Source organism: Allobosea sp. 05T438, assembly GCF_056396025.1.
This window is the reverse complement of record NZ_JBFTKQ010000037.1, coordinates 1-22,881: the sequence shown is the minus strand read 5'-3', so window position 1 is coordinate 22,881 and position 22,881 is coordinate 1. Positions and strand designations below refer to the sequence as shown.

The 22,881-nt window shown below is 61.4% G+C and carries 20 protein-coding genes; 8 read left to right on the top strand and 12 right to left on the bottom strand.

Translation table 11 applies throughout. From position 1 onward, the window contains the following. Positions 1–569: 569 nt before the first annotated feature. The 3 genes from AC1DIN_RS29325 to AC1DIN_RS29315 form a co-directional block, all read right to left on the bottom strand. Positions 570–959: a DUF5615 family PIN-like protein gene (locus AC1DIN_RS29325; protein ID WP_476812290.1), complete on the bottom strand. Its 390-nt coding sequence runs from the start codon at positions 957–959 to the stop codon at positions 570–572. Further along, positions 941–1,522, bottom strand: a complete 582-nt coding sequence (locus tag AC1DIN_RS29320; RefSeq protein WP_476812289.1) for a DUF433 domain-containing protein — start codon at positions 1,520–1,522, stop codon at positions 941–943. The genes AC1DIN_RS29325 and AC1DIN_RS29320 overlap by 19 nt, the downstream gene beginning before the upstream one ends. 608 nt (positions 1,523–2,130) lie before the next feature. Then, a complete protein-coding gene (locus tag AC1DIN_RS29315; RefSeq protein WP_476812288.1) occupies positions 2,131–2,970 on the bottom strand; it encodes a hypothetical protein in 840 nt (279 codons plus the stop codon). 462 nt (positions 2,971–3,432) lie between these two features. Here AC1DIN_RS29315 and AC1DIN_RS29310 point away from each other — a divergent pair, with 462 nt between their 5' ends. Together AC1DIN_RS29310 and AC1DIN_RS29305 are read left to right on the top strand one after the other, a co-directional pair. Then, on the top strand, positions 3,433–4,326 hold the full coding sequence (locus AC1DIN_RS29310; protein WP_476812287.1) for a hypothetical protein: 894 nt from the start codon (positions 3,433–3,435) through the stop codon (positions 4,324–4,326). A 145-nt stretch (positions 4,327–4,471) separates the two neighbouring features. Then, complete coding sequence (locus AC1DIN_RS29305) at positions 4,472–5,104, top strand: MarC family protein (protein ID WP_476812286.1); 633 nt, start codon at positions 4,472–4,474, stop codon at positions 5,102–5,104. Positions 5,105–5,382: 278 nt separating this feature from the next. Here the strand turns inward: AC1DIN_RS29305 and AC1DIN_RS29300 are convergent, their stop codons facing one another. From AC1DIN_RS29300 to AC1DIN_RS29285, 4 genes are all read right to left on the bottom strand, one after another. After that, the gene (locus tag AC1DIN_RS29300) at positions 5,383–6,420 is read right to left on the bottom strand and encodes an HAD family hydrolase (protein ID WP_476812285.1); all 1,038 of its coding nucleotides are present in this window, start codon (positions 6,418–6,420) and stop codon (positions 5,383–5,385) included. Positions 6,421–6,453: 33 nt separating this feature from the next. Beyond that, positions 6,454–6,843, bottom strand: a complete 390-nt coding sequence (locus AC1DIN_RS29295; protein WP_476812284.1) for a hypothetical protein — start codon at positions 6,841–6,843, stop codon at positions 6,454–6,456. A 659-nt stretch (positions 6,844–7,502) separates the two neighbouring features. Further along, positions 7,503–9,311, bottom strand: coding sequence for an arylsulfatase (locus tag AC1DIN_RS29290; protein WP_476812283.1), 1,809 nt, complete (start codon positions 9,309–9,311; stop codon positions 7,503–7,505). Between the two features lie 16 nt (positions 9,312–9,327). Then, positions 9,328–10,251, bottom strand: coding sequence for a formylglycine-generating enzyme family protein (locus AC1DIN_RS29285; RefSeq protein WP_476812292.1), 924 nt, complete (start codon positions 10,249–10,251; stop codon positions 9,328–9,330). A 423-nt stretch (positions 10,252–10,674) separates the two neighbouring features. On the opposite strand from AC1DIN_RS29285, the gene AC1DIN_RS29280 reads away from it, so the two are divergent. Both AC1DIN_RS29280 and AC1DIN_RS29275 read left to right on the top strand, forming a co-directional pair. After that, positions 10,675–12,369: a histidine kinase gene (locus tag AC1DIN_RS29280; protein ID WP_476812282.1), complete on the top strand. Its 1,695-nt coding sequence runs from the start codon at positions 10,675–10,677 to the stop codon at positions 12,367–12,369. 150 nt (positions 12,370–12,519) lie between these two features. Continuing rightward, on the top strand, positions 12,520–13,152 hold the full coding sequence (locus AC1DIN_RS29275) for a response regulator (protein ID WP_476812291.1): 633 nt from the start codon (positions 12,520–12,522) through the stop codon (positions 13,150–13,152). 300 nt (positions 13,153–13,452) lie between these two features. Here AC1DIN_RS29275 and AC1DIN_RS29270 read toward each other — a convergent pair whose 3' ends face one another. Together AC1DIN_RS29270 and AC1DIN_RS29265 are read right to left on the bottom strand one after the other, a co-directional pair. Next, positions 13,453–14,829 (bottom strand): helix-turn-helix domain-containing protein, encoded by a 1,377-nt coding sequence (locus tag AC1DIN_RS29270; RefSeq protein WP_476812281.1) that lies wholly within the window; start codon positions 14,827–14,829, stop codon positions 13,453–13,455. Between the two features lie 16 nt (positions 14,830–14,845). After that, complete coding sequence (locus tag AC1DIN_RS29265) at positions 14,846–16,282, bottom strand: DUF1254 domain-containing protein (RefSeq protein WP_476812280.1); 1,437 nt, start codon at positions 16,280–16,282, stop codon at positions 14,846–14,848. 126 nt (positions 16,283–16,408) lie between these two features. Between AC1DIN_RS29265 and AC1DIN_RS29260 the strand changes: the two genes are divergently transcribed. From AC1DIN_RS29260 to AC1DIN_RS29250, 3 genes are all read left to right on the top strand, one after another. After that, the gene (locus tag AC1DIN_RS29260; RefSeq protein WP_476812279.1) at positions 16,409–17,131 is read left to right on the top strand and encodes a Crp/Fnr family transcriptional regulator; all 723 of its coding nucleotides are present in this window, start codon (positions 16,409–16,411) and stop codon (positions 17,129–17,131) included. 43 nt (positions 17,132–17,174) lie between these two features. After that, positions 17,175–17,327: a hypothetical protein gene (locus tag AC1DIN_RS29255; RefSeq protein WP_476812278.1), complete on the top strand. Its 153-nt coding sequence runs from the start codon at positions 17,175–17,177 to the stop codon at positions 17,325–17,327. A 95-nt stretch (positions 17,328–17,422) separates the two neighbouring features. After that, positions 17,423–18,369, top strand: a protein-coding gene (locus AC1DIN_RS29250) for an IS630 family transposase (protein ID WP_476812277.1) whose coding sequence is annotated in 2 segments (ribosomal slippage) — positions 17,423–17,759 and positions 17,759–18,369 — 948 coding nt in all. Because the reading frame shifts where the segments join, the coding sequence is not laid out codon by codon here. A gap of 378 nt (positions 18,370–18,747) precedes the next feature. Here the strand turns inward: AC1DIN_RS29250 and AC1DIN_RS29245 are convergent. From AC1DIN_RS29245 to AC1DIN_RS29235, 3 genes are read right to left on the bottom strand one after another with little or no spacing between them, the layout of a single operon-like run. Further along, positions 18,748–19,629 carry an efflux RND transporter periplasmic adaptor subunit gene (locus AC1DIN_RS29245; RefSeq protein ID WP_476812276.1) on the bottom strand — a complete coding sequence of 294 codons (882 nt, stop codon included), beginning with the start codon at positions 19,627–19,629 and terminating at the stop codon, positions 18,748–18,750. Then, the gene (locus tag AC1DIN_RS29240) at positions 19,626–19,835 is read right to left on the bottom strand and encodes a DUF1656 domain-containing protein (protein ID WP_476812275.1); all 210 of its coding nucleotides are present in this window, start codon (positions 19,833–19,835) and stop codon (positions 19,626–19,628) included. Before AC1DIN_RS29240 ends, AC1DIN_RS29245 begins: the two co-directional genes overlap by 4 nt. Then, positions 19,832–21,859, bottom strand: coding sequence for an FUSC family protein (locus tag AC1DIN_RS29235; RefSeq protein ID WP_476812274.1), 2,028 nt, complete (start codon positions 21,857–21,859; stop codon positions 19,832–19,834). Before AC1DIN_RS29235 ends, AC1DIN_RS29240 begins: the two co-directional genes overlap by 4 nt. Before the next feature lie 380 nt (positions 21,860–22,239). Between AC1DIN_RS29235 and AC1DIN_RS29230 the strand changes: the two genes are divergently transcribed. Beyond that, a partial coding sequence (locus AC1DIN_RS29230; protein WP_476812273.1) for an AraC family ligand binding domain-containing protein occupies positions 22,240–22,881 on the top strand: 642 nt, incomplete at its 3' end.

Sequence of the window (22,881 nt, the reverse complement as noted above, 5' to 3'; positions counted from 1 at the left end):
TCGCACCGTTGATCACCTCAAAGCGCCGGACTTCGCCCTCCGGCTCAAGTCTATGGTCAAGCCTAGACACAAAACGACCCTCCAAATCTGGATCGTCACACTGACCGCTCAGACCCCGTCGAAGAAGGTGAGATCGGGACACCGCTTACGGTCCAGGATCTCACGGGCGCGATCGAAGACAGCCCGGAAGAGAAGGAATTGGTGGAGCTCATCAACGCCATGGAAGAGTATGAGCGGGAGCACGCTTTCTGAGCCGGATGCTCAAGCTCCAGCCCCGAAACCAAGGCGATTATGCAGGCCAGGTAGGGGCGAGTTGGCGAATTATCCACTGGCGACCGAAAGCGTCGCCCTCGTCGAAAATGGACCACGTTGAGCAGTTCACGGACATCTGTCCCAGGCCGGGTTTCGGTGGCAGCTGCTGGCCGCCTTCAATCTGGGTGTCTGGCATCATGCAACTCCCTGGGCGCCCCAAATGCCGAAAGTCATGTTCCCTTCCTTTGCCGTGACAAGTGCAACCCTGCCCCGGGCCTCAAACCCGAGGTCGCAGATTATCGCGCGCGGGAAGCTCGTCAGGGCAGCGGAGAAAGCGTTAAGCTTCCATCCTTTCCGATTTCCAGAACGTGATTGACGATCACGTCCGATGCCTCGCCTAGCGAAGCTAGATGGGCAATTCCTTCAACCAAGAAGCGGAACGACTGATCGCGGTTGACGCTTGGTAGGATAACCAATCCGGGATGTAGATCCTGGCGCGCGACCAGCTTGCGAAAGTCGACCGCATTCTCCGTTACAATCGCTCTATCTTCGTCCAGGCAACGCGCGAGCACGACATGGTCCGGCTCGCCCAGTCGGCCCATGTCGCGCGGATGGATTGCATTATGTGCACCGTCTTCATTGAGCCGGCGAGCTAGCTGCGGCGACAAGCACTCGTCGATGAATAGCCTCACGCGGCTTTCGCCCACGGACGGCCACCTGGTCTGCCGACGATAGGATGCGTGCGGGCATAGAGCGCGGCGGTTTCTACCGCTTCCCGCGTCAGATCCGGGTTATCTTCGAGTACGTCGTCAACACTGTCTCCGCCCTCAAGACGTCCGAGCACCGAGTAAACGGTGATCCGTGTCCCACGCAGAACGGGCGTTCCGCCCATGATGTCGGGGTTGATTTCGACGAAATCCTCCCGCGCCTTACCGTAGCGCTCGGCGCGCTCGGCTAGGTCAGAGCCGACCAATGCAGACACATCGACGGTGACGGCAGGGGCGATCTCCAGCGGCTCCGTTGTCATTTGCGCCGACGAACGATTACCCAGTGCGCGCGCGAGATAGCGCTTGGTCTCGAGTGAGAGCGTCAATGGCAACCGCGCGACGATCGCTGCATATGGTACGGCATGAAGCGGCAGCATTCGACGCCGGCCGCGGGCACCAGCACGGATACCGGCAAGCACTTTTTCCTCAATGGCCTTGTCCACGGCGCGGATCGGAACATTGGCCAGTTCGGCCACTTCGCGAGCAGAAAACTCGTTGGGCATGATAATTACTCCCTTGGAAGGGAATATATAGCCAGGGAACCCCCATAACAAGTCAGAACGCCGATGGCCTAGGTGGTCGCGCATCTAGACAAGCGCATGAAGATCGGTCGGGCCCACCGCCGATGCAAGGGAGCTTACTTTGAGCTCTACAGAATGAGCTCGCCGGCGGCGCGGCGATCGCAGTTCGAATTGCATATCGCGCCAGCGACGCCGTTGCAGCACACTTGGCCCCTTGCAGACATTTGGAGCGGCCGCTTTTGGGCGGTTCAGTTCGACGGTGTGTCATACAGCCGAAATTTTCTTATATCAGATGTTAGAGGAACCCGCTCGTGTGCATCAGGCGGCCGGCATTCCTTTAGGCTGAGACCTTTCCGAACGAAATTGTTCGCAGCGACGCCCGTTCAACGGCAAAAAGGCGACCGGTGCAAAGCATATTCGGGCGCCTCCTTCCATTGCCGATGACTGCTGACGTGAGCTGCTGATACTCCTCCGACTTGGGTAGTGTGGGCCAATCAAGCGAAAAGACGACAACCCTCAGCAACATGGCACCCGCKGGGTCACTCGCCGAATGTGGCCGGGCGCCCAGAGGCGATCGCGCTTTCGCGGTTTTATTTCGGAAACAGGAACTGGAGCTGGGCTCGTAGCTGCCAGTTGGCGGCTCCGCTGGGCTTGGCGACATTGTAGTACGCCGCAAGCTGGGCGTTGACCGGCTGATGGCCGATGTGGAAGACGCGCCCAAAGCCTCCTCCGATCGGCACCGTCCAGCGGTCGCCATGGCCGGCCTCCCAGTCGGCGGTGATGATAGGAGACGAGGTCAGATACCAGCCACCGTGGAAATTATAGTTCACGAAGGGCTGCAGCGTCATAAGGTTGACGGCACTACGATTGCTCTTGCCTGCGAAAGACCAGACATTATTGGCCAATATTCCGACGACCCACGGCCCTTCGATGGCCAAGGCGACGAAGGCTGGCCCCGCCGAATACTTGCCGCTGGTCAGGGTCTTGTCGGTGCCTGTCGGGAATACAAAGGTCGGGCCGACCCCCCAGATGATGCCGTGCGTCGGTTGCTTCGGCGAGAAGAAGAAGCTGGGGTTGATGTCGCCCAGGCCGAACTCGCGGTCGCCATTCAGTGTCAGGGCGGGTTGAGCGATCACAGGCGTTATCCAGCGCGTGATCAGATTCCAGTCCTTGTTGAGCGTGATCGGGATCACGGGCTGGATATTGAGGACATTCTGGAGCTGTTTGTGTGGACCGACGTTGAAATTGAAGTTGTTCTGAAAAGGCAGGCTGATCATGTCGGCAACGGGGTTCTGCGCCGCCTTGGCCAGTTCGGCGCTGCTTTTCTCGCGTTCCTCCTGTGCAATGGCAAAGGAGCTTGGCAAGCCTATTGAAAGGGCGAGCGCGAGTTTCAGTCCCAACCGTCCGCAGCGTGTGCGTCGTCCAGTCATGATGCGTTCCGTCTGAAGTCCAGACTGCCAGAATGCAGAAGAACAGAGTTCTCTTTGGCGCACCAGATTAAGCACCGCTCACTCACGCAAATCTAAGTGTGTGTTGCTTTCAGGATACGTGCGGCGAGGGTCGCGGCGAGTTTCCGCTATACCTGAGGACAAGAATCGGGCGTTAGGCTGCGATCCCGTCCGGAGAAAAAACCCGGACGCGATGTTCGGAGGCTTTTGCACAAACCGGGACACGACTTCGACGGATCGTTTTTGCTGCTGATCATGAACAGCAGGAAATTCATTTCCATGTCGGCCAGGCGAGGGGGCCGAGTTCGGGTAGTCCGGATAAGTAAAAATGTCACAGCCATCGCTGCTTTGTGGTGGGAAGAAAGTTTCGCATTGAGCGGACGCAGTGTTCGGCGGAAGCTGAGCGTGGAATTCGCAGCATGAATCGCAAAAAAGGGGATTGCGATGACACTCAGCCACGCGAAGGCCTGCGGCCTCATCTTGTCGATCATCCTCGGGCTCGGCAGCGCCGTGGCGCAGGCCGCCGACCTGCCGCCCCCGGCTGCACCCGTGCCACCCGTGATGACCTCGGCATGGACCTATCGGTTCACGCCCTATGGCTGGCTGATTTCGCTCAACGGAGATCAGACCGTGAAGGGGCGCACTGCGAAGGTCGATGCGAGCTTCATCGATATCGTCGATGCCACGCTCGGAGATGGCGGAACGTTATTTGCCCTGATGGCCGATATGGAGGCCCGCAACGGCCGGCTTTCCCTCCTCGGCAATTTCGCCGCGCTCAAGGTCAGCGTGGATCGCGGCGGCGTCCGGACACGCGGCGTGACGCCGGATATCACGGGGGCGATCGGCGCGTCCGGCGATGCCAAGGTCTCGATGGCGATCCTCGAAGCGGGGGCGGCCTACGAGCTGGCGCGCTTCGGATCGGTCAGCTTCGACGTGCTGGCGGGCGCGCGCTACTGGTATCAACGCGCTGAGCTTTCCTTCGATGCGGGCGCGACCGTCGATGTCGGCGATCTCAGCTTCGGGCGTAACGTCGCGATCGCCCGCTCCGGCGCGGTGGACTGGGTCGACGGCTTTGCCGGCGCGCGCATGCGGGTCGCCGTCGCGCCCGGCCATGAAATCTTCCTGCGCGGCGACCTTGGTGGTGGCGGCAGCAAATTCTCGTGGCAGGGCATTGCAGGCTACAGCTTCGATTTCGCCGAGAAGAACGGGGTCACCTATTCGGGCGTCCTTGGTTACCGGGTGCTCTATGCCGACTATGCGCAGGGAGAGGGACGTCGGCGTTACGCTTTCGATATGTTGATGCATGGCCCGGTTGTCGGGCTCAGCCTGCGGTTCTGAAGCAGGGCCAGATTGCGGTTTCGAAGAGCGGGCGGATGCTGTCGAACTTGCTGCGCGCGGCAATGGCGCCGACCGGAGACGCCTCGTGACAAATACAGTCTGCGCGTAGGGGAAAATGCGGATGAGAAGCGAGCTTTCGCTCTTCGTGGGCACCTTCACGACCTTGCTTGCCATCATCAACCCGTTTGAGGTCCTGCCGGTCTTCCTCAAGCTGTTATCCGGCAAGGATAGCGTCACGCACAGCAAGGTCGCCTTGAAAGCCTCGGTCTATGCTCTATTTCTCTGCTTCTTCTTCTTCATTTTCGGAACGCTTCTGCTTCGGATTTTCGGTGTCCCACTCAGCATGGTGCGGGTCGTCGGCGGCATTATCCTGATGAAGATTGGCTTCGAGCTGTTCATGCCCAGGAAATCGGGCGACGATCTGGGCCTCTCGGACGCCGACACCGACGAGGCGAACATCGCTTTCGTGCCGCTGGCAATGCCGATCATGTTCGGTCCCGGCGGCATCGCCACGATCATCGGGATGACCGCGACGATCAAGGATTCATCCAAGGAGATCGTCTCGTTCCTCGCCATATCAGCGGCAATCGTCGCGACGGTGTTCACCACTTATCTCTGCTTGCTCTATGCCGAGAAGCTCACGCAAAGAATCGGCCCGATGGGGATCGATGCTATCACGCGCATTGTCGGGTTCTTCGTTTCCGCGATCGGGGGCGGGCTGATTTTTGACGGCGTGGTCGAAGCCCTGCAAATGCATGGTATGACCAATCTGCAATGAGCGTCGCCTCCATCGGCGATCACTGCTCAACTGCCGGTATGGCGAACGACAAATCGTTTCCATGGTCCGTCACCTTCCGGTGGATCTCCCGCCTCATCTATGTCTGTGGGTTTCGACCTCTCTTAAGGGGCGCCCGCTTTTGCTTCGACGATGTGAGGTCGATCGCGAGCACGCCGATGACGCGTCCGACGATTGCGGAAGGTGTCGCATTATCCCGACTCCGGTCCGGCTAAGCCGAGGACGGCTTAAGAACGGGCGAAGTGTGTGAAACGCCACCTTCATTCCTGGAAGGCAAAGACCTTTTTCCAATCCTTCTTCATGTCGACCACGGCCCATTTGTTCACAGCCGCGGCGTCGAGCGCCTTGTCGAGTTTTCCAAAGTGGGAATCGCCGTCGTAGGCGTATTCGCGTTCCGCGTCGGTGTGGTGAACGATCAGGCCGAAGCGCACCCCGCCGGACATGGTCGTCCATTGCAGCATTTCGAGATCACCATCTGAATTCCCGAACGCAGCAATCGGCCGGCGGCCAATCTGCTGATTGATGCCGATGGGCTTGCCCACCTTATCGTCGATGAAATTGATCTGCGGCAGACGGAAAATGACGGGCCTGCTATCGCGCATCTCGAACTGCGTCTTGATTGAGGAGCCGATGACCTGCTCGGGTGGGATTCCATAGACCTTGTCGGTCCAGGGACGCATGAACTCGACACCGCCGCCAGAGGCGATGTAGGTCTTGAAGCCATTGGCCCTGAGATAGGCGAGCAACTCCAGCATTGGCTGGTAGACCAACTCGGTATAGGGGCGCTTGAAGCGCGGATGGCGCGCCGTGGCCAGCCAATCCGTGGTGATTTTCGCAAACTCTTCCGAGGTCATGCCGGCGTGCGTGGCGCCAACAAGCTGCATCAAGCCCAGTTCACCCGATGCCGCCAGCGCCCTCAAGTCGCCGTCGAGGACCGCCTTGAAAGGCTGTTTGGTCTTCCAGCCAGGGTTCTGCGGGGCGAGCGCCTTGACGCGTTCAAGCACGAACGCAAGCTGAACATACATCGGCTGCTCGACCCACAGGGTTCCATCGTTGTCGAACACCGCGATGCGTTCGGTGGGCGCGACGAAGTCTGGCCCACCCTGGGTCGCGACGCGCGTGACGAAATCGGTGATCGCTGCCTTGGTCGGACCGTCGTTCCAGGACGGAAGCTGCTCAGCCTGTGCGTACGCCGACGATGATAGAAGGCATAGGGGCGGGATAAGAGTTGGCAGAGCAGCCAGCGTGCCAAGCAGCAGGCGTCGGCTGAGATGGACCGGGGAGTTGGTGAGCTTCATGTTCGTCTCCCGTCAACGTGTGAGAAATCCGCCTCAATACATGAAAGGCGCGTCCCAGGGGCCGAAGTCGAAGCTGTTCTGCATCATCGCGGCGGTCATCTGCCGCTCGTCGGCCAGCCTCTGCTGGAACACCATGCTACGATACTGGGCGTAGGCTGCTTGGTTGCCGAAATAGACGCATTGGCAGACGATCGGATCGGCGTAGACGTAGACGATCTGTGAGTTCTTGGTTTGCTGTACGAACTTGTTGGGCGGGAGCTTTTTCATCGCCGCGATGCGCTGCGGCGTGTTCGCGGGCTGTGGCGTGAAGCCGGCCGCCGATAGCAGGTCTTCCTTCTGCTGCACCACCTGTTGTGTGGACTGGCAGCCTGCCAGGGCCAGCCCGAACGAGATCGCAAATCCGGCTACGGCATATTTCGTCACGACGTCCTCCCATGATTAGGTCTGTGCGCGCCAACTCGACCTGAACGCTTGCCTTGCAGCCTCCCGGTCTTCTTTCCTGCCAGGCTCGGGCGCAGCGCGAGCAGGCATTCACTTGCATAGCTCGGCGATCGTCCTGCGCGGGGCCGTCTCGGTCTGCTGCTGCGGTCCGGCTCGGCATCGAACTCAATCACCCGTAGGGGCCCCGAGTAGGTAGTCCTTTTGCCGCTGCCGGCTCGTCGAAGGATAGAGCGACTGGCACTCTCCCCAGTAAGAGCTTTTGGGCTGCCGATTGACGGGATCAGCACAGATCCGGGCGAGCTCGGCCTGTCTGGACTGCGGTGTCTGGCAGGCTGACAGAGCGATGCCAGCGAGGAGCGCCAGGCATATCAATCGAATGACGGTCATTGTCGCGCCTCCCTTTTGAAACCAGGTCTGCTGGGTATGATTGCAGAGCCATCATCGACCGCCTGGGTGCCAGCGAGGGGGTTTCCGACCGGATTAGTGTCTCATCGGCGCTCGGCCGCGATAGCCCAGGCATCCGCCCTTCCCGAAATTTTCCAAACTGCCTGGAGAGTGCTGATGTCAGACAGTCATGCGCACGAAGGTCGGGAGAAGCGGCCACCCCATTCGGGACGGCCGCGTGGTCGCAATGTGAGCGGTCAATCGGACCGGCCTTTTGCGTTCTTGATCTGATCCATGACCTGATCGAGGTTGTAGCTCGCCGGGTCCTGCATCGGCGGGAAGTCCTTGTAGGACAACAATTCCTTCATCCACAGCGCTTGGCCGATCGGCAACATGTTCCAATCGTAGACATAGGCGGTGGAAGGTGAGCCGATCGTGCCGCCCATGCCCATGAGCGTCTTGTATTGCGAACCGATCGAGGTCTCGAAGGGATCACGCTTTATATTGACGACCTGGGCCCAGTGGAAGGGCTGCACGCCCGAGATGAAGCCGGCCGGCGAGTCGGACACCATCGCGAAGTAGATCTTCCAGTTCTTGTAGCGCACCGCCGACGGGTCCTTGCCGGAATAGTAGAAGAACGTGTCGCGCGCCGATTTGTCCGACCGCCCGAGAAGATATTCGGTCTGGTCGAAGCCATCGAGCTTGGTCTTGACGATGCCCGGATAGTTGCCGGCCATGATGCGCTGGTTCAGCGCGTCGCCCTTGTCTCCGCCCGCGAGGTTGACGAGCGTCGGCAGCCAGTCGAGCGACGCGAAAATGTCGTTCTTGACCGTACCCGGACGGATGCCGCCAGCCGGCCAGCGAACGAGAAGCGGTACGCGCATGCCGCCTTCCCAGGTGCTCAGCTTACCGCCCTTGAAGGGCGTGGTGCCGCCGTCCGGGAAGGTGATCGTCTCGGCGCCATTGTCGGTGGTGAAGACGACGATCGTATTGTTGAGCTGGCCCATATCCTCAAGCTTCTTCAGCACGACGCCGACATTGTCATCCAGTTGCTTCATGCCGGCTTCGTTGAGACCCCAGTCCTTGCCTCCGGGCTCGCCGATCATGGCCTCGTATTTCGGCGACAGCACGGTGGTGATGTGCATGCGCGCCGGGTTGTACCAGGCGAAGAACGGCTTGTTAGTCCGACGCGGGTCGTTGCGCTCCAGGAAGTCGACCACCTTGGCGGAGATTTCCTCGTCCACGGTCTTCGAGCGCTCCAAGGTCAGCGGACCTTCGTCCCGGCAGGTCTGATTGGCGGACGTGCCGTCGGAGGATGTGCAGAACATCACGGGACGTGGCGGCGTCAGGCAAACCGAGGTTCGCGGATCCACCGCGCCGGGAACCGGGGGAAGACCCGGGATCGTCGTGTTGATGCATGGCGGAGCTACACTCTGCTGGGTCGGGCTCTTGTTGATGTCGGGGAAACTTACGCCCTGCATCGCATCGAGGTGATACAGATAGCCCCAGAATTCCTGGAACCCGTGCGCGGTCGGCAGCGCATCGGTGTGGTCTCCGAGATGGTTCTTGCCGAACTCGCCGGTATTGTAGCCGAGGTCGAGCAGGAACTTGGCTAGCGCCGGCGTGCCTGGCCGCAGGTAGGAGGGGCTGCCCGGCAGTTGGGGCGGGATCATGCCGGTGCGCAGCGGGTGCATGCCGGTGAAGAAGGCATTGCGGCCGGCCGTGCAGCTCTGCTCGGCATAGTAATGCGTGAAGAGCGCGCCTTCCTGGCCAATCCGATCGATATTGGGCGTTTCCCCGACCATCAGGCCACGGTGGTAGATGCTCGTCTGCATGATGCCGATGTCGTCACCCATGATGAACAGGATGTTCGGTTTGGACGGCGCCTGGGCGGGAGCGGGCGCCTGCGCGACGGCCGGTGTCAACGCTGCGGCACAGATCAGCGCAGTGGCGCCACACAGAGCCGTTCGCGTCGTTTCGCAGGCGCTGTCGATGATGCGGCTGAGCCTCGATCGGCTTTCAACTGGGGGAATGCTCGTTGTTCCGGCGAGAATGTCATGCTGCATGGCAGATCCTCCTCTTTCAGGTTTTCGAGACTCCGCGCCTGACGCATCGGAAGCCGATATGGCTTGCCGAGGTGTCGACGAGTTGGGGGTGGCGGGCCGCCGGGCGGTAGCGGCGGCAGTAGTTGGGCGCGCACAGATGCGAGCCGCCCTTCAGGACCCTGCGCGGGATCCTGAGTTCCGGATGACACGGATCGTAGCTCTGGTCCTCGCGCCCGCCGCGCGGGTTTTCCGGGATGCAGCAGGCTTTCGGCGCATCGGCGGCGTGCCTTGGCGCATAAAAATCGCTCGTCCATTCCCAGACGTTGCCGATCATGTCGTGGAGGCCGTAGCCGTTTGGCGGGAAGGCGGTGACTGGCGAGCTGCGCGTGAACCCGTCCTGCGCGAGGTTCTGCCGCGGGAAGTCGCCCTGCCAGGTGTTCGCCATGTGCCTGCCGCCGGGCGTGAACTCGGCGCCCCAGGCAAACTCCGCACCGTCGAGGCCGCCGCGGGCCGCGAATTCCCATTCGGCCTCGGTCGGCAGGTCCTTGCCAGCCCAACGCGCATATGCGAGCGCATCTGAAAAGGCGACGTGGACTACGGGATGGTTGTCGAGTCCGTGGATGCTGCTCTTCGGGCCGTATGGATGCCGCCAGTCGGCTCCAGTCAAGTAAGCCCACCACTCGCCCCAGAAGCGCAGGTCGGCGGGATGGTCGGGCGGCGTGAAGACGAGCGAGCCCGCATGGAGCATGTGCGGCAGGGCGCCGGGGTAGTCCTTAGGATCGGGCGGGATCTCGGCGAAGGTAACGTGACCTGTCGCGCGGACGAACTCCTTGAACTGGCGGTTTGTCACCGGTGTGCGGTCCATCCAGAAACCGTCGACGGTGACGCGGTGGACCGGCGCCTCTTCGGGATAGTGAGCGTCAGACCCCATGCGGAACGTGCTGCCCGGAATAAAGATCATAGGCGCCGGGCAAGCAGGTCCCCTGACTCTTTCAGCAAGCGCTGGCGTTGTCTGCAATTGGACCTGCGCCATCAGGGCGGCCTCCGGCATTCCGGCCTGGATGTTCGGCTAGCTGCGGTGTGACGGCTATCGGGGTTTGCCCGGAAACAACGGGAGCGCGACCCTGATTTGACGCAACGGTAGGGGACCGACGGCAATACGCCGGGGAACTACCACGACAAGCTGCATCCAATCAGGCGGCTCTCCAGCCGCCGCACTGCGCCCGGTACAGGCCCCGAGCCCCGATCACCTTGTCGGCATCAGTGAGCGCAACGGAATGGCGTATCTCGACAGCGTAACGGCTCAGGGTTTAATGTAGGCTTTTACTGTATCTAATCTGCTCCAGAACGGTCTTCTCTTCATGTTCAACCAAAGGTGGCCGCGATGGACGACCTCGTCGCGCACGAGATTGAGGTCGCGCCCAAGGGGTTGACCCGGCACCTCCGGCGGAGTGTCGCCGTAACCTTCGCCATCGTGGTCGTGGCGGCTTGCGCTATTCTCGTCACCATTCTTTTCTCGCGTGCGCTCGGCGAGCGACAGGCGATCCTCTACAACGCCGAGAGTGCTGCCTCCGCACTGTCCCTCGCCTTCGATCAAGAGGTTGCTGCCGTTCAATACCTGCTCAAGGGATTGTCGACATCGCCTGCACTTCGCTCCGGCGACACGAAGGCCTTTTACGAGCAGCTCAAGGTGACGCCGGTCCCGGACGGGTCCTGGCTGATCCTCAACGATCTCGAACGACAACTCATCAATACGTTGCTGCCCTATGGCGACCCATCACTTCCAGCCCACAGGGCCTTCCCGACCTCCCAGGAAGCGATTGCACGGATTCGCGAACGGGGTTGGTCCGTTTCCGGGCGTCGATTTGGTGTGGTCAAGCAAGCCGTCGTCGTTGCGCTCAGTCTCAGGATCGACGGACCTGATGGCAAGATGAGCCACTGGCTCACAACCATCCTCTCCGATGTGAGGCTGAACGCGATCCTGCACGATCAAACGGGTGACCCCTCGTGGACGAAAGCGCTTTACGATCGCAACCTTCACATCATCGCCGCGGAGCGAGGGGGACAAGCGCTAGCGGAACTGCCCGCATTGGCGGATTTGATCCCGCGCCTCGCCAATGCCGGTCCGACAACCACAACGGTCGGACGGACGGAGGGTGTCGATGAAAGGGGTATACCGGTCGTTGTCGCATATCGCCGGTCCGGAGCAACCAATTGGACAACGGCCGTCGCGGTGCCGCGTTCCGTCGTCAACGCTCCGTTGACCGCGGTGCTCTGGCAGATGGCGCTGCCGGTGACACTCCTGTTGATCGCGGGCGGTGCCGCCGCACTCTTCACGACCCGAAAGGTCGAGCAGCCGCTGAAGTTCCTCTCCAATCTCATCAGTGTAGCGGAGGGTCGCGTTACGCAACTCTCGGATCAACTGCTCGCGGTGCAGGAGGACGAACGCCAGCGTATCGCGCGTGAACTCCACGACTCGACGGCGCAGCATATCGTGGCCGCAAATATCGGCTTGATGCACTTGGAGACCGAGATCCAGCAAAGCCCTTCAGCTCGAAAGGTCTTCGCCCAGGTCGAGAATCTTCTCGAACGCGCCCTCCTCGAGCTTCGGGTTTTCACGTACCTTCTTCATCCCCCCAACCTGGCAAGCGATGGCCTCAAGCTCACGCTAAAGGACTTCATCGAAGGGTTTGCCGAGAGGACCGGGCTGAGCGCTTCAGTCGGAATCTCACCAATGGTGAACGCGATCTCCCCTGAAATCCAACGGTCCATTTTGCGTGTCGTTCAGGAGGCGCTCTCCAACGTGCACCGGCATGCTGGGGCCACGCAGGTCATAGTCGGTATCAAGTTGGCGTCCGGCAGGCTGGTCATCCGGGTGCGCGACAATGGACAAGGCATGAAGGTGGCAGACGGTTTCGGGGCGCGCCCTCGAATGGGCGTTGGCATTTCAGGCATGCGGGCGCGGTTGCAGCAGTTCGGCGGCGAACTGAAGATCAAAACGGGCGCTCATGGGACGGCGCTGATCGCGTTTGTCCCGATGTCTCCACGCGCCTCAACCCAAAACCGATCGGCCGCGTGACGCTCCGAGCGCCCTGCTTTTCAGGGTCTCACGCATCAAGTTTCAGGGTTTTACGACAGCGACGGCGCTTGTGTCGGCGGTATGACCGGCGCACGCTCGCGCTGGCCCATAAGAGACTTTTCCCGTGCACTGCAATGAGAGGATCTACTGCTGATGCGGATCCTGATCGCAGATGACCACGACGTCGTTCGCTCTGGCGTGCGAGCCATCCTGGAAGGCCAGGCCGGTTGGGAAGTGGTTGGGGAGGCTGAGGACGGTAAGGCTGCGATTGACCAAGCGCTGACCACGCACCCTGATGTCGTCGTGCTCGACTACAGCTTGCCGGTGCTCAATGGCATCGAGGTCACGCGTCAGATCCGCACCCGGGTGCCCGGCGCGGAGGTGCTGATCTTCACGATGCACGACACGGCCACTCTTGTGCGCGAGGTGCTGGAAGCCGGGGCCAAAGGGTTCCTGCTGAAGTCGGACGCCAAGAAATTTCTGATCGCGGCGGTTGAGAGCCTGGCCGCTCACAAACCTTTCTTCACGGGCAAGGTCTCCGAAGCTCTCCTCGCCACCTTTTTGTCATCGGGGAAATCATCTGTCTCCCTCCTGACCGCTCGCGAGAAATCTGTCGTGCAGCTCATCGCCGAGGGCCAAACGAACAAGAAAATCGCTGAAGTGCTCAGCGTCAGCCTCAAGACGGTCGAAACCCATCGGGCATCAGCGATGCGCAAGCTCAATGTCGATACGACCGCGGCCCTGATCCGCTACGCGATTCGAAACAAGCTGGTGGAGGCCTGACCGCAGTGTGATCCGGATGGTAACGCGCAGCCGTGCTAAGGAAGCCGATCGTTGAAACCGGACGCTCCCGCCGTCCGACAAGGGTCGCGACCTGCCCCCGTCCTCTAGCTGGGAATGTCGGTTTCTGGGCAATCTCCCAATGTCGGCAACTGGCGGACGCGAACCTGAAATCGGAACGCTGCTCGAACTCATTCCTCACACGGGGACAGGAGCTGGAACAGCCCCGGATCAAATAAGTCCCCGGCCTTTACCCGCCGCAACTGATCAAGGGCGCTGCCGCCCTAACGCACGCCTTTACATCTATATATTCGAGCGGAATTCCCGGGGCGTGCGCCCGGTCGCCTTTTGAAAGGCGCGCGCGAAATTGGCGGGAGAGGAATATCCCATTTCCGCCGAAACACGGGTGATCGAGCCGTCCGTGTGCCGGAGCAATTCGGTCGTTCTTTGAAGCCTTGCGGCGTTCGTCAAGCTGCGAAAATCGGTACCAACCCGATCCAGCTCACGCTGCAACGTTCCGACACTGGTGCCCAACGGTCGTGCAACACGATCAATAGACACGCTGCCGGTGAGCACCTGGGCCCGAATCTGCTCCATGACGACGTCGAGCAGACCGCGTGGAGCGCCGCCGGGCCGGTCTCGCGCCACGTCCTCCATAGTGACCACAGGCCATGAGGCGCAGCGCGGTGCAGCAGATAAATGATGGCGTTCCACGACAATGGTCACCGCCGGCGCGTTGAAAATAACCGGGCATTGGAAGAGATCTTCGAACAGGGCAGTCTGGCACGGCCTGTTGATATCAAGTTCGACGCGCAGTGGGCGCCAGTCGACAGGTAGGTAGGCGCCGAGTTCGTTCTTCTCGAAGAAGCCGTCCTTGTTGTAGAGGCTGACCGACCAGAAGGCGTCGACCGGCACGCTCGCCGGCACCTTCAGGCCGTAGACCGTCCTGCCGTCGTTCTTCTCGGGGACGACATTGAGGTAGACGGCCTCCTTGTCGGGGTTGCCACCCCAGCCCGAGGCCGCGCCGAGCAGGAAGCGAACCGGGTCGACCTCCGCGCGCGTGCCGAACATCCGGTTCTTGTCGGGCAGGGTATCACTGAGCGCGATCAGCAGGTCGCGAACTGTCTTCTGGCTGGCCTGATCCCAGGCCGGGATCTTGAACTTGCCCGGGCCGCCCGGCTGCTCGACCTTGATTGCGTCCTGTACAGAGTGGGCATGCTTCATGTCGTCCCTGTCGGACGGATTGGCCAGCGTTCGGAACGCCACGGCGACGTAGCGCGTGCCGACGCTCTCGCGCGTCAGGGTATAGGGGCCCGGCTTGTAGGCGACCCGATGGGTGTACTGATCCTCGTCGAACACCTGCATCGAGATGAAGCGCTGGCCTGCATCGGGGATCGTGATCGTGACCGGCCCGGCATCGAGATCGAACACCGCGGAAGAGTACAGAGTATCGCGGTTGAGGCGAATGACGGTCTGCTTGTCGAGCGGTGCGGGCTCCCGCGTGTGGTCGAACTTGCCGAAGCCGCCATTCCTGACGATTCCCGCGAAATAGAGGTCCGACTCGGCACGCGCGAAACTCTCGACCGTGACGGGGACCGGCTTGGACTGGGGAGCCTGCGCCTGGGCGGACCAGCTTGCGAAGATGGCGGCCGTGGCCACCAATGCGAATGTCTTTCTCATGGTCGCTTGCTTTCTGTCAGGCGGCACGAACGAGCGGCGGCTGCTTCCATCGACTATCCAGCGCCTCGGGCTTGGGCCAGTAGAGGCGCAGCGTCGTCCAGAACGGTCCGGCAGGAACGGGTAGCCAGTTCGCCTCGCGGTCCGGTCCCGGGCTTTCGTGCTGGAGATAGAGCGTCACCAGCCCGTCCGGATCGCGCTTCAGCGACGGCAGCATCGGCGAGTTAATGAGGTAGCGGTTGATCGCGTTCACCGAGAGTAGGCTCCGCGGCAACTCGTAGACGGTGAGCGACCAGAAGGCGTTAACCGGGAACGAGCTCTTCGGATCGAACCGCAGCGTATAGCGTCCATCTTTGCCGTTCAGCGGCGTGCCGGCGGAATCGGTGTAGTAGAAGGGGTAGAGGGCTTCCTCCTTCGAATTGCCGTAGATTCCCAGCGCGGCCGAGGCCATGCGGATCATGTAGTCGTTCTTCAGGAAGCTCCGCGTTCCAAAGCCCTCTGCCGCGGTGCGTTTGCCGCTGTCGAGTTCGCCGGCCTTGAAGGCGGCGAAGGCTTTCCAGGCATCGGCCATGCCGTCCTCGAGCGCCTTGCGCCGCTCGGGCGTGAGCTTGGCGACATCCAGAGCTTTGCCTGGTCCAACGCCGATGCGGGCGAAGCGCTGACGTAAACTCCGCTCGGAAGCATGTGTCGGGCAGAATTGCAGGATGAAGTTCAGGATCTGGAAGAACTCTGCCGAATTGCGCTGCTGCTCGGGCGAGAGCGGCCGGAGAAAGTCGATGGCGCGCGCGGCTGCCGACGCCGGCTTGCCGAGGAACTGCGAGAGCGGCTGCACCTTGTAGCCCGCCTGGATCGTCTTGACCTTCTCGATGTCGGCCGGCTCGAAGAGCTGGGTCCGGTAGAGCACGAAGGCGAAATCGGTTTCGCAGCGGATCACGCTCTTCACGCCCGGGGGCTTGCGCCCGTTCCAGCTCGGTCCGGCCAGCAGGAAGCTGCCTGCTTCGTTGCCGGTGGCGCGGCTGCCGACATAGGCGAAGTTGAAGGTGTACTGGTCGATGAACTGAAGTGAGTAGTAGCGCCCGGCGTCCACGGCGGGCACGGAGATCACCAGCGGCTCGCTGCGCAGGTCGGCGCCGATATAGGAATAGGGCGTGTCCGAGTTCGGCGTCTGGATGGCCTTGTCTTCGGGCGCGTAGACGCGCGCCGTGTTGGCGATCGTGTTCCAAGGCGCCTTGAACTCGGGGCCGCCACGGTCCGCAAAATACGAATACTGGATGCGGTAATTGTCGACGAGCGGGAAGCCCCAGATCGTCGCCTCCTTTGCGATCGCGCGCAGCGTCTCTGCTTCGGTCGCTCCGGCCGCCGAAGGGCTCGCGGTCGAGCCAAGCAAGGAGCCCGCACCGAAGCTCGCGGCCGATGCGAGGAGGGTGCGTCTGTTGATGTCAAAGGAGCTTGCCATGATGCTCTTTCTCCCAGCGGAAGCTCGGACGGCTCAAGTTGTCGAACCCCGTCCGTCTCGAGTGAGACCGAGAACAAGGCGGCGGCGGTGCTGCGGCTGCTCGTATAAGCGCCACGGAGAGTATATTTGTCCGAAATCGGACAAAGTCGGAGCTTTTTTATGAGGCCAATCAGCAAGTCTCGCGCCGAGCGGGTCATCAGCGAACGAGGCTGGCTGACATTGGTGCCTGAGGCGTTCCGGACCGAGGTGCTGCGGCGCTCGGTCTTGCTGCACTTCGCTCCGGGCGAGACTGTGTTTCGCCTCGACGATCCCCCAGGCGGGGTTTACGGGCTTGTGGCGGGCACAGTCAGCGTCAGCCTTGCCCCGGCCGGCGCGACGCCGCGCCTGATCCTTCTGGGGGTTCCAGGCCATTGGACCGGCGAAGGCTGCTTTCTCACGCGAAAGCCGCGGAAGGCTGAACTCAGGGCCGTCGTGGAAACGACGATGCTGCATCTTCCCCTCGATGCGATGGATCAGATGGCCGCGCGCGATCCGGCGGTTGTGCACCATGTCGCGCTTATGCTGATGATGACTGTCGAGTTCCTGCTTCGCGTGATCCACGATCTGCAAAAACCCGAGGCAGATCGGCGGATCGCCTCGGTGCTTCAGCGCACTACCTGGATCGGAGAGGCACCGATCCCGCTGACCCAGAGCGAGGTCGGCGTCATGGCCAACGCCTCGCGTAAGCAGGTCAATGCTGCCATCAAGCGCTTCTGCGAGGCCGGATGGCTGACCAACACCTACCGCTCCATCGCCATTACCAACCCGGGAGCGCTCCGCCGCTTCGCCGAGCGAGACGGCACCGATTGATCTCGCTCCCCGTTGTCCGATGCCGGGCAGCGGAATGCAGCCGTTGCCTTGGCTACCCCGTTTCGAGGACATCACGCCACCACCCCAACACGGCCCGGCGCAGGTCGCTTTGTTCCTCGCCTTCATGGCCAATGCGGCGGCCCAATCCTATCTGATCGTCGTGCTGGCGCCGCTCGGGCGTCGTCTCGGCTTTTGACTTAGAGCGGGTTTCGATCTGATTGAATCGTTTTGGGATTCCCAAATCAGCTTGAAGCTGATTCAGACTACCTGCCGGGTCGGAGGCCGGCGGGCATGTCGAAGGCTCTGTCTGTCGATCTTCGGGTTCGAGTTCTGGCGGCGCTCGCGCAGGGTTTGACGCATCGCCAGGCTGGCGAGCGGTTTGGCGTGAGCGCGGCTAGCGTCAGCCGCTGGCGCAAGCTGGAGCGTGAGCAGGGCGATGCGCGCCCCGGCCCGCTCGGCGGCGACAGGCGCTCGCATGGGCTTGAGCGGCATGGTGCGGCGATCCTGGACATCGTCGCGGCCAACCGTGACATCACGCTTGCCGAGATCAGGACCGCCCTCGAAGCGAAGGGCGTGAGCGCCAGCATCGGCGGGCTCTGGCGGTTCCTGGACCGACACAAGATCACGCTCAAAAAAAGTCGGCGCATGCGAGCGAACAGGACCGCTCCGATATCCTGAAGCGCCGGCAGGAGTGGTTTGAAAGCCAGCCCGATCTCGATCCCGAACGCCTCGTCTTCCTTGATGAGACGTGGGCCTCAACAAACATGGCGCGCCACCAGGGCCGATGCCCGCGTGGTGAGCGGCTTCGGATGGCCGTTCCTCATGGACACTGGAAGACCACGACCTTCGTCGGCGCGTTCACATTGCGCGGCTTCATCGCACCCTGGGTTCTGGACGGCCCGATCAACCGCGATGCTTTTGAGACCTATGTTGCCAAGGTGCTCGTGCCAGAACTGCGCCCCGGCGACATCGTCGTGATGGACAACCTCTCCAGCCACAAGGGGCCGAGGGTGCGCGAGATGATCGAGGCGATCGGCGCCGAGTTGCGCTATCTGCCGCCCTACAGCCCCGACTTCAACCCCATCGAGATGGCCTTCTCGAAGCTCAAAGCCCTGTTGCGCAAGGCGGCAGAGCGAACCGTCAATGGCCTGTGGAACGCCATCGGCCACATCATCGATCTCTTCGATCTCGCCGAATGCCAAAACTACTTCATCGCCGCAGGGTATGATGCAACCTGATCGGAAAACGCTCTAGACACGCCACTTCCGGACATTGCGAAATTGCCTAGGAGCGGACTTTCACGCCCCGGATTGGAGAGCCAACTCGCGAGCCTTCTGCAACGCTCGGAGTTGGCGTTTCCGGGGTAATCGGTTGTGGCCAGTCTAGCGATCGCACCAACGATCTACCCGAGCTGAAGCTGCTGCCTAGGCGCTGAACCCGGTCGAACGCCGGCGGTTTCCTCAACAAGGATGATCTGCCGAGGGACCAATTGCGCCGATCGAGATGAGACGGCGCCAAGCGACGAGAGGGGCCAATTTTCCCCTCGGAGTATCGTCGGGGCCACCATCGCGCCCAAAGCCCTCCGGCAAGCGGAGCGAGCCAACAGCGAGACTTTACTAACGGTCGTTCTTCGCCTCGATTGAAACTGTCGCGGTCCGTCCCGCAATAAGCTGGACAGCGCTTGGAATGTGGTCGATCTCGATCCGTACCGGAATCCTCTGAGCGAGCCGGACCCATGAGAAAGTCGGAGCCACGCTTGCAAGCGAGCCCACCACATCGCTTCGCTCTCGATCCTCGATGCCAGCGGCGACGCTGGCGACATGCCCCATCACMGGTTCAAACTCCCCCATAATATCGATCCTCACCGGATCGTTAACGTGGATCCGCGGAAGCTTTGTTTCCTCGAAATATCCCGCGATATAGATGGATTCTCGTTCCACCAGGACACCAATCGCACCTGCAGCTGAAACGTAGTTCCCTTTGCGTAGGGAAAAGTTCGTGACTGTCCCTGCAGCTGGCGCTTTCACGGTTGTTCGCGCGAGGTTCAGCTCTGCCAGATCCCGGGCGGCAAGCGCCGATTGATAGGCAGCATTGGCCTGATGCATCTGGCTCTCTGCCTGCTGCCGCTGCTTTTGACTGGCCGCTTCCTTGGAGGCGAGCAATTGATAGCGTTCGAACTCAGCTTTCGCTAGTTCCGCCGCAGCTTTCATGCTCTGCGCCTGCGCGCCGGCTATGCGAAGCGCGAGCTCGAAACGATCCGTCTCGATTCGAAAGAGCGGCGCCCCTTGCTCGACTCGCTCGTTATCCGACACGAGAACCTCCGCAACCGGGCCGGAGACGTCCGGAGCCAGCCTAACGATGTCGGCACGGATATGCGCATCTCGCGTCCATGGCGCTTCCATGTAGAAGGACCACAGGTGCCAGCTGACAACCGCCGCGCAGCCCGCCATCGAAAGCGTCAAAAGCACTCGTCCAGAAATTGCAGCGAGACTCTTCATTTTGGAAACCAACGGGCGACGGCCGAAACCCCGCCGAACAGAGTGACGTAAACCGCGAGATTGAATAGCGGCCGGTGCCATACCAGACGATAAAACCCAGCCTTGCCGAGAACCGATACGACAACGCCGAACAGGCCGTACGCGAAAAGGGCCAGCGCCGCAGGCGAAGGCAGGAAGATGCCATAGAGATCGAATTGCCCGATCATGCACTCATTCTCCTCGCGCCTGGCCGTAAAACAGGCGGCTCGGCGTCCGGGGCCAGGCAGAGGCGAAGAGCAGCCGCATGCAGTAACAGTTCCCGCTCGGCTGCAGCAGTGAGCTCGTTCGAAGTCGAAAGCAGGAGGTCATCCAGGATCGCGAGGGCTCTTGCCTGAATTGCACCGCGTCTCCCCGGCGCTAGCCCGTACAGTGCCTTCAGCACCTCGAAGAGCGCCTCGACCTTGAAGCGCGTGGCCGCGGAGACGTCCGCCGCAAGTTTCAGCATGGCGGACATATGCAGTCCTGATCGCGAATCCCGGATGAGGTCGGCTTCGGCGATGTCGGAATCTGGGGGAAGCTTTGCCGCTCTGGAAGCGAAGAGGCCGGCAACATCAATAACGCGATGGTGCTTGTTCAGCGCGTCGGCATGGAGGCCAGTCGCGATGGCCGCGGCTTGTTTCTGCCCAGTGAAAAAAAGTCTCCTGGCGTTCGTTTCCGCCCTGACGGATCGAAAGATGCCACAGATCAGGATCGTCCAGATCATCGCGAGAATGGTCGCGATTCCGGTGTTTGCAAATGCGGCGAAGTCGCTGCCCTGTTTCGCCTGGAGGGTGAGAAGGAGTGGAAAGTTGATGCACAGCCCCATGCCGATGATCGCCAGAGCCGGCGCGGCGAGGCAGATGGCTGCCGGGATCAGGAACAGCCCGAGAGCTGCGACAAGCGGCACAAACCCATCGACCATCGGAAGGATCGCGAAGCCGTAGACGAACGCAGCGATCATTGCGCCGATCGTCACCGCGACGAACTTGCGCATGGTAGGAACGGGGTCGTCCATCGTCGCGAGAAGACAACAGAGGACGCCCGATATCTGCGCGAAAGTCATTCCGTCCGACCAGCCGCTCACGATCCAAAAAAAGGTCGACGACATCAGGCAAAGCGCGACCGCCAGTGCAGAAAACGATGCCATCCCGACATCGCGGTGCTGCCGGGGCTCCTTCTCGGGAGCGCTAAGATGGCGGTCCGCTCTCGGCGAATTCTCCTTCTCCATGGCTTCCCGCAGGCTATCGCACTTGCCCAAAATCAGGACAATATTCCGGAGGTTCCGGGCTGCATTTGCTCGAAGAAGCGTTTCCCAGGAGTGGCGTGCGCCGACAGGGGCAAGTGCATCGATTTCGGCCTCGCAGCCCTCGGTGGAATTCCTCCATCGAGAACCGACCTCTGTAATCAACGACAAAGCCCGCTGCGAGCCCGGCGTTTGGAGCTCGGCCAGCCCGCGCCGCAAGTCTTCCAATTCCGCCAAGAGGGGAAGCACCGATACCATGCGGTGCAGCAGGAAGCGCACCAACGAAACGGCATGTCGATATCTGGAGCCGTCATATTGAAGATGCGTCGCGAAGGACCGCAAGTCCACTGCGTCCGCGGCCAAGCCGTGACGTTCCATTCTACCGCGGGTTTCGCCGATCCCTCCGGACGCCGTTCCGGCGAGCAGCGTCCGAGCGTTCGCCATCCACCCATCGATGCGGCTGACCAGCACGATCCCTACATGCGAAGGACAGACGACACGGCTGACTATCGAAGCGCATATGATAGCGAGCCCGATCTCTTCGACGCGGGACACGACCGTGTCGAACGTATTCGCCGGCGCTGCGACCAGCGGCAACCCAGTGAGGAGCACGGTGTAGCCGGCCAGCAGCGGAACGTAGCTGCGAGGCGAGCGGTCGAGGAGACTGACGAAGGTGGAGGCTGACACCCACGCAGTGATCGCAGCGGAAAGCAGAATCGGCTCGTTCACTAGGTTTGGAACCATGATGAGCGTCGCACCACCGCCGACTAGAGTTCCGAGCAGTCGATAGATCGACTTCGATGAGATCGCGCCCGAGAGCGGATGTGCGACGATGTAGACTGTCGCTACCGACCAGAACGGGCGCGGCAGATCGAAACGGATGGCAACAAAATAGGCCAGCATGGCCGCCAAAAATGTCTTCAGCGAAAACACGACGGTGGCCATCGTAATGGCCTGCCGCGCGCTCACGCCTCATCTCCCCGCCGCAAGTTCCTTCGCGTTATACTTGGCTCGTGAAAGATGCCGGCAAGGCCGTACAGCGATGGCGAGACGTAGCAGAAGTGCGGGGCCGTAAGGCAGGCCTGCAGATAGACATCCGACGCGTCGATGCGTGCGACGTCGGGCGGCGGAAACGCGGACGCGTGGGGGCCATTTAAAAGGAACAGGCTCACTCTTTTGAGGACAGCTCGGAGGCCCCTAGAACCGGACGCATGCCCAGCCAATTGAGCTCCGCGTCCGATCGGCGCGAATGGATTGTTGCGGCCCAATGCCATTGGCGGTCTCCGAACTGCGTTTCCGTTCGAAAACCTATCGTCAAAGCCGCGCGCAGAATTTAGATATTCGACCGCATGATGACGAAATCCAATCAAGCCTCGCTATCCCTTGTCAAACCTTGGGACCTCGAAAACCTCGACAGGTCGGTGGCACGAGCCAGCGCCGTAAGGATCGATGTCTCGCAGAACCAGCGCGAAGCCCCCGAGCATCGTCATCGCAAGGGCCAACTTGTTATGGCCCTACGGGGCGGTGTGACATGCCGCGTTCCGAACGGAATGTGGATGGTGCCGCCGAATTGCGGGGTCTGGGTGCCGGGAGGCATGCGGCATAGCAATGTTGCGACGGCCAATGCGCGTCTGTTCTTCCTTTTCATCGAGCCTGGGGCGGCCGATCTGCCCGCTAGGTGCTGCACACTCTCGCTGTCTCCTTTGGTCAGGGAACTGATCATCGAGATGGCCGGCGATACCGCGGTTGCGAGGGCCGATGGCGAACTTCTCACGACACTGCTGTTATCGGTTCTGCCGCGCATGCCGGTGGAGGAGCTACACCTGCCGCTGACCGATGAGCCGCGCCTCAATCGGATCGCATCGGCCTTGGTCGACGGCCCATCCGACCGAAGTACGATGGCGCAGTGGGCGTCGCGCGTGGCGATGAGCGAAAGCTCGCTCGCCCGATTGGTCCAACACGAAACTGGCCTGTCCTTCGGTCGTTGGCGA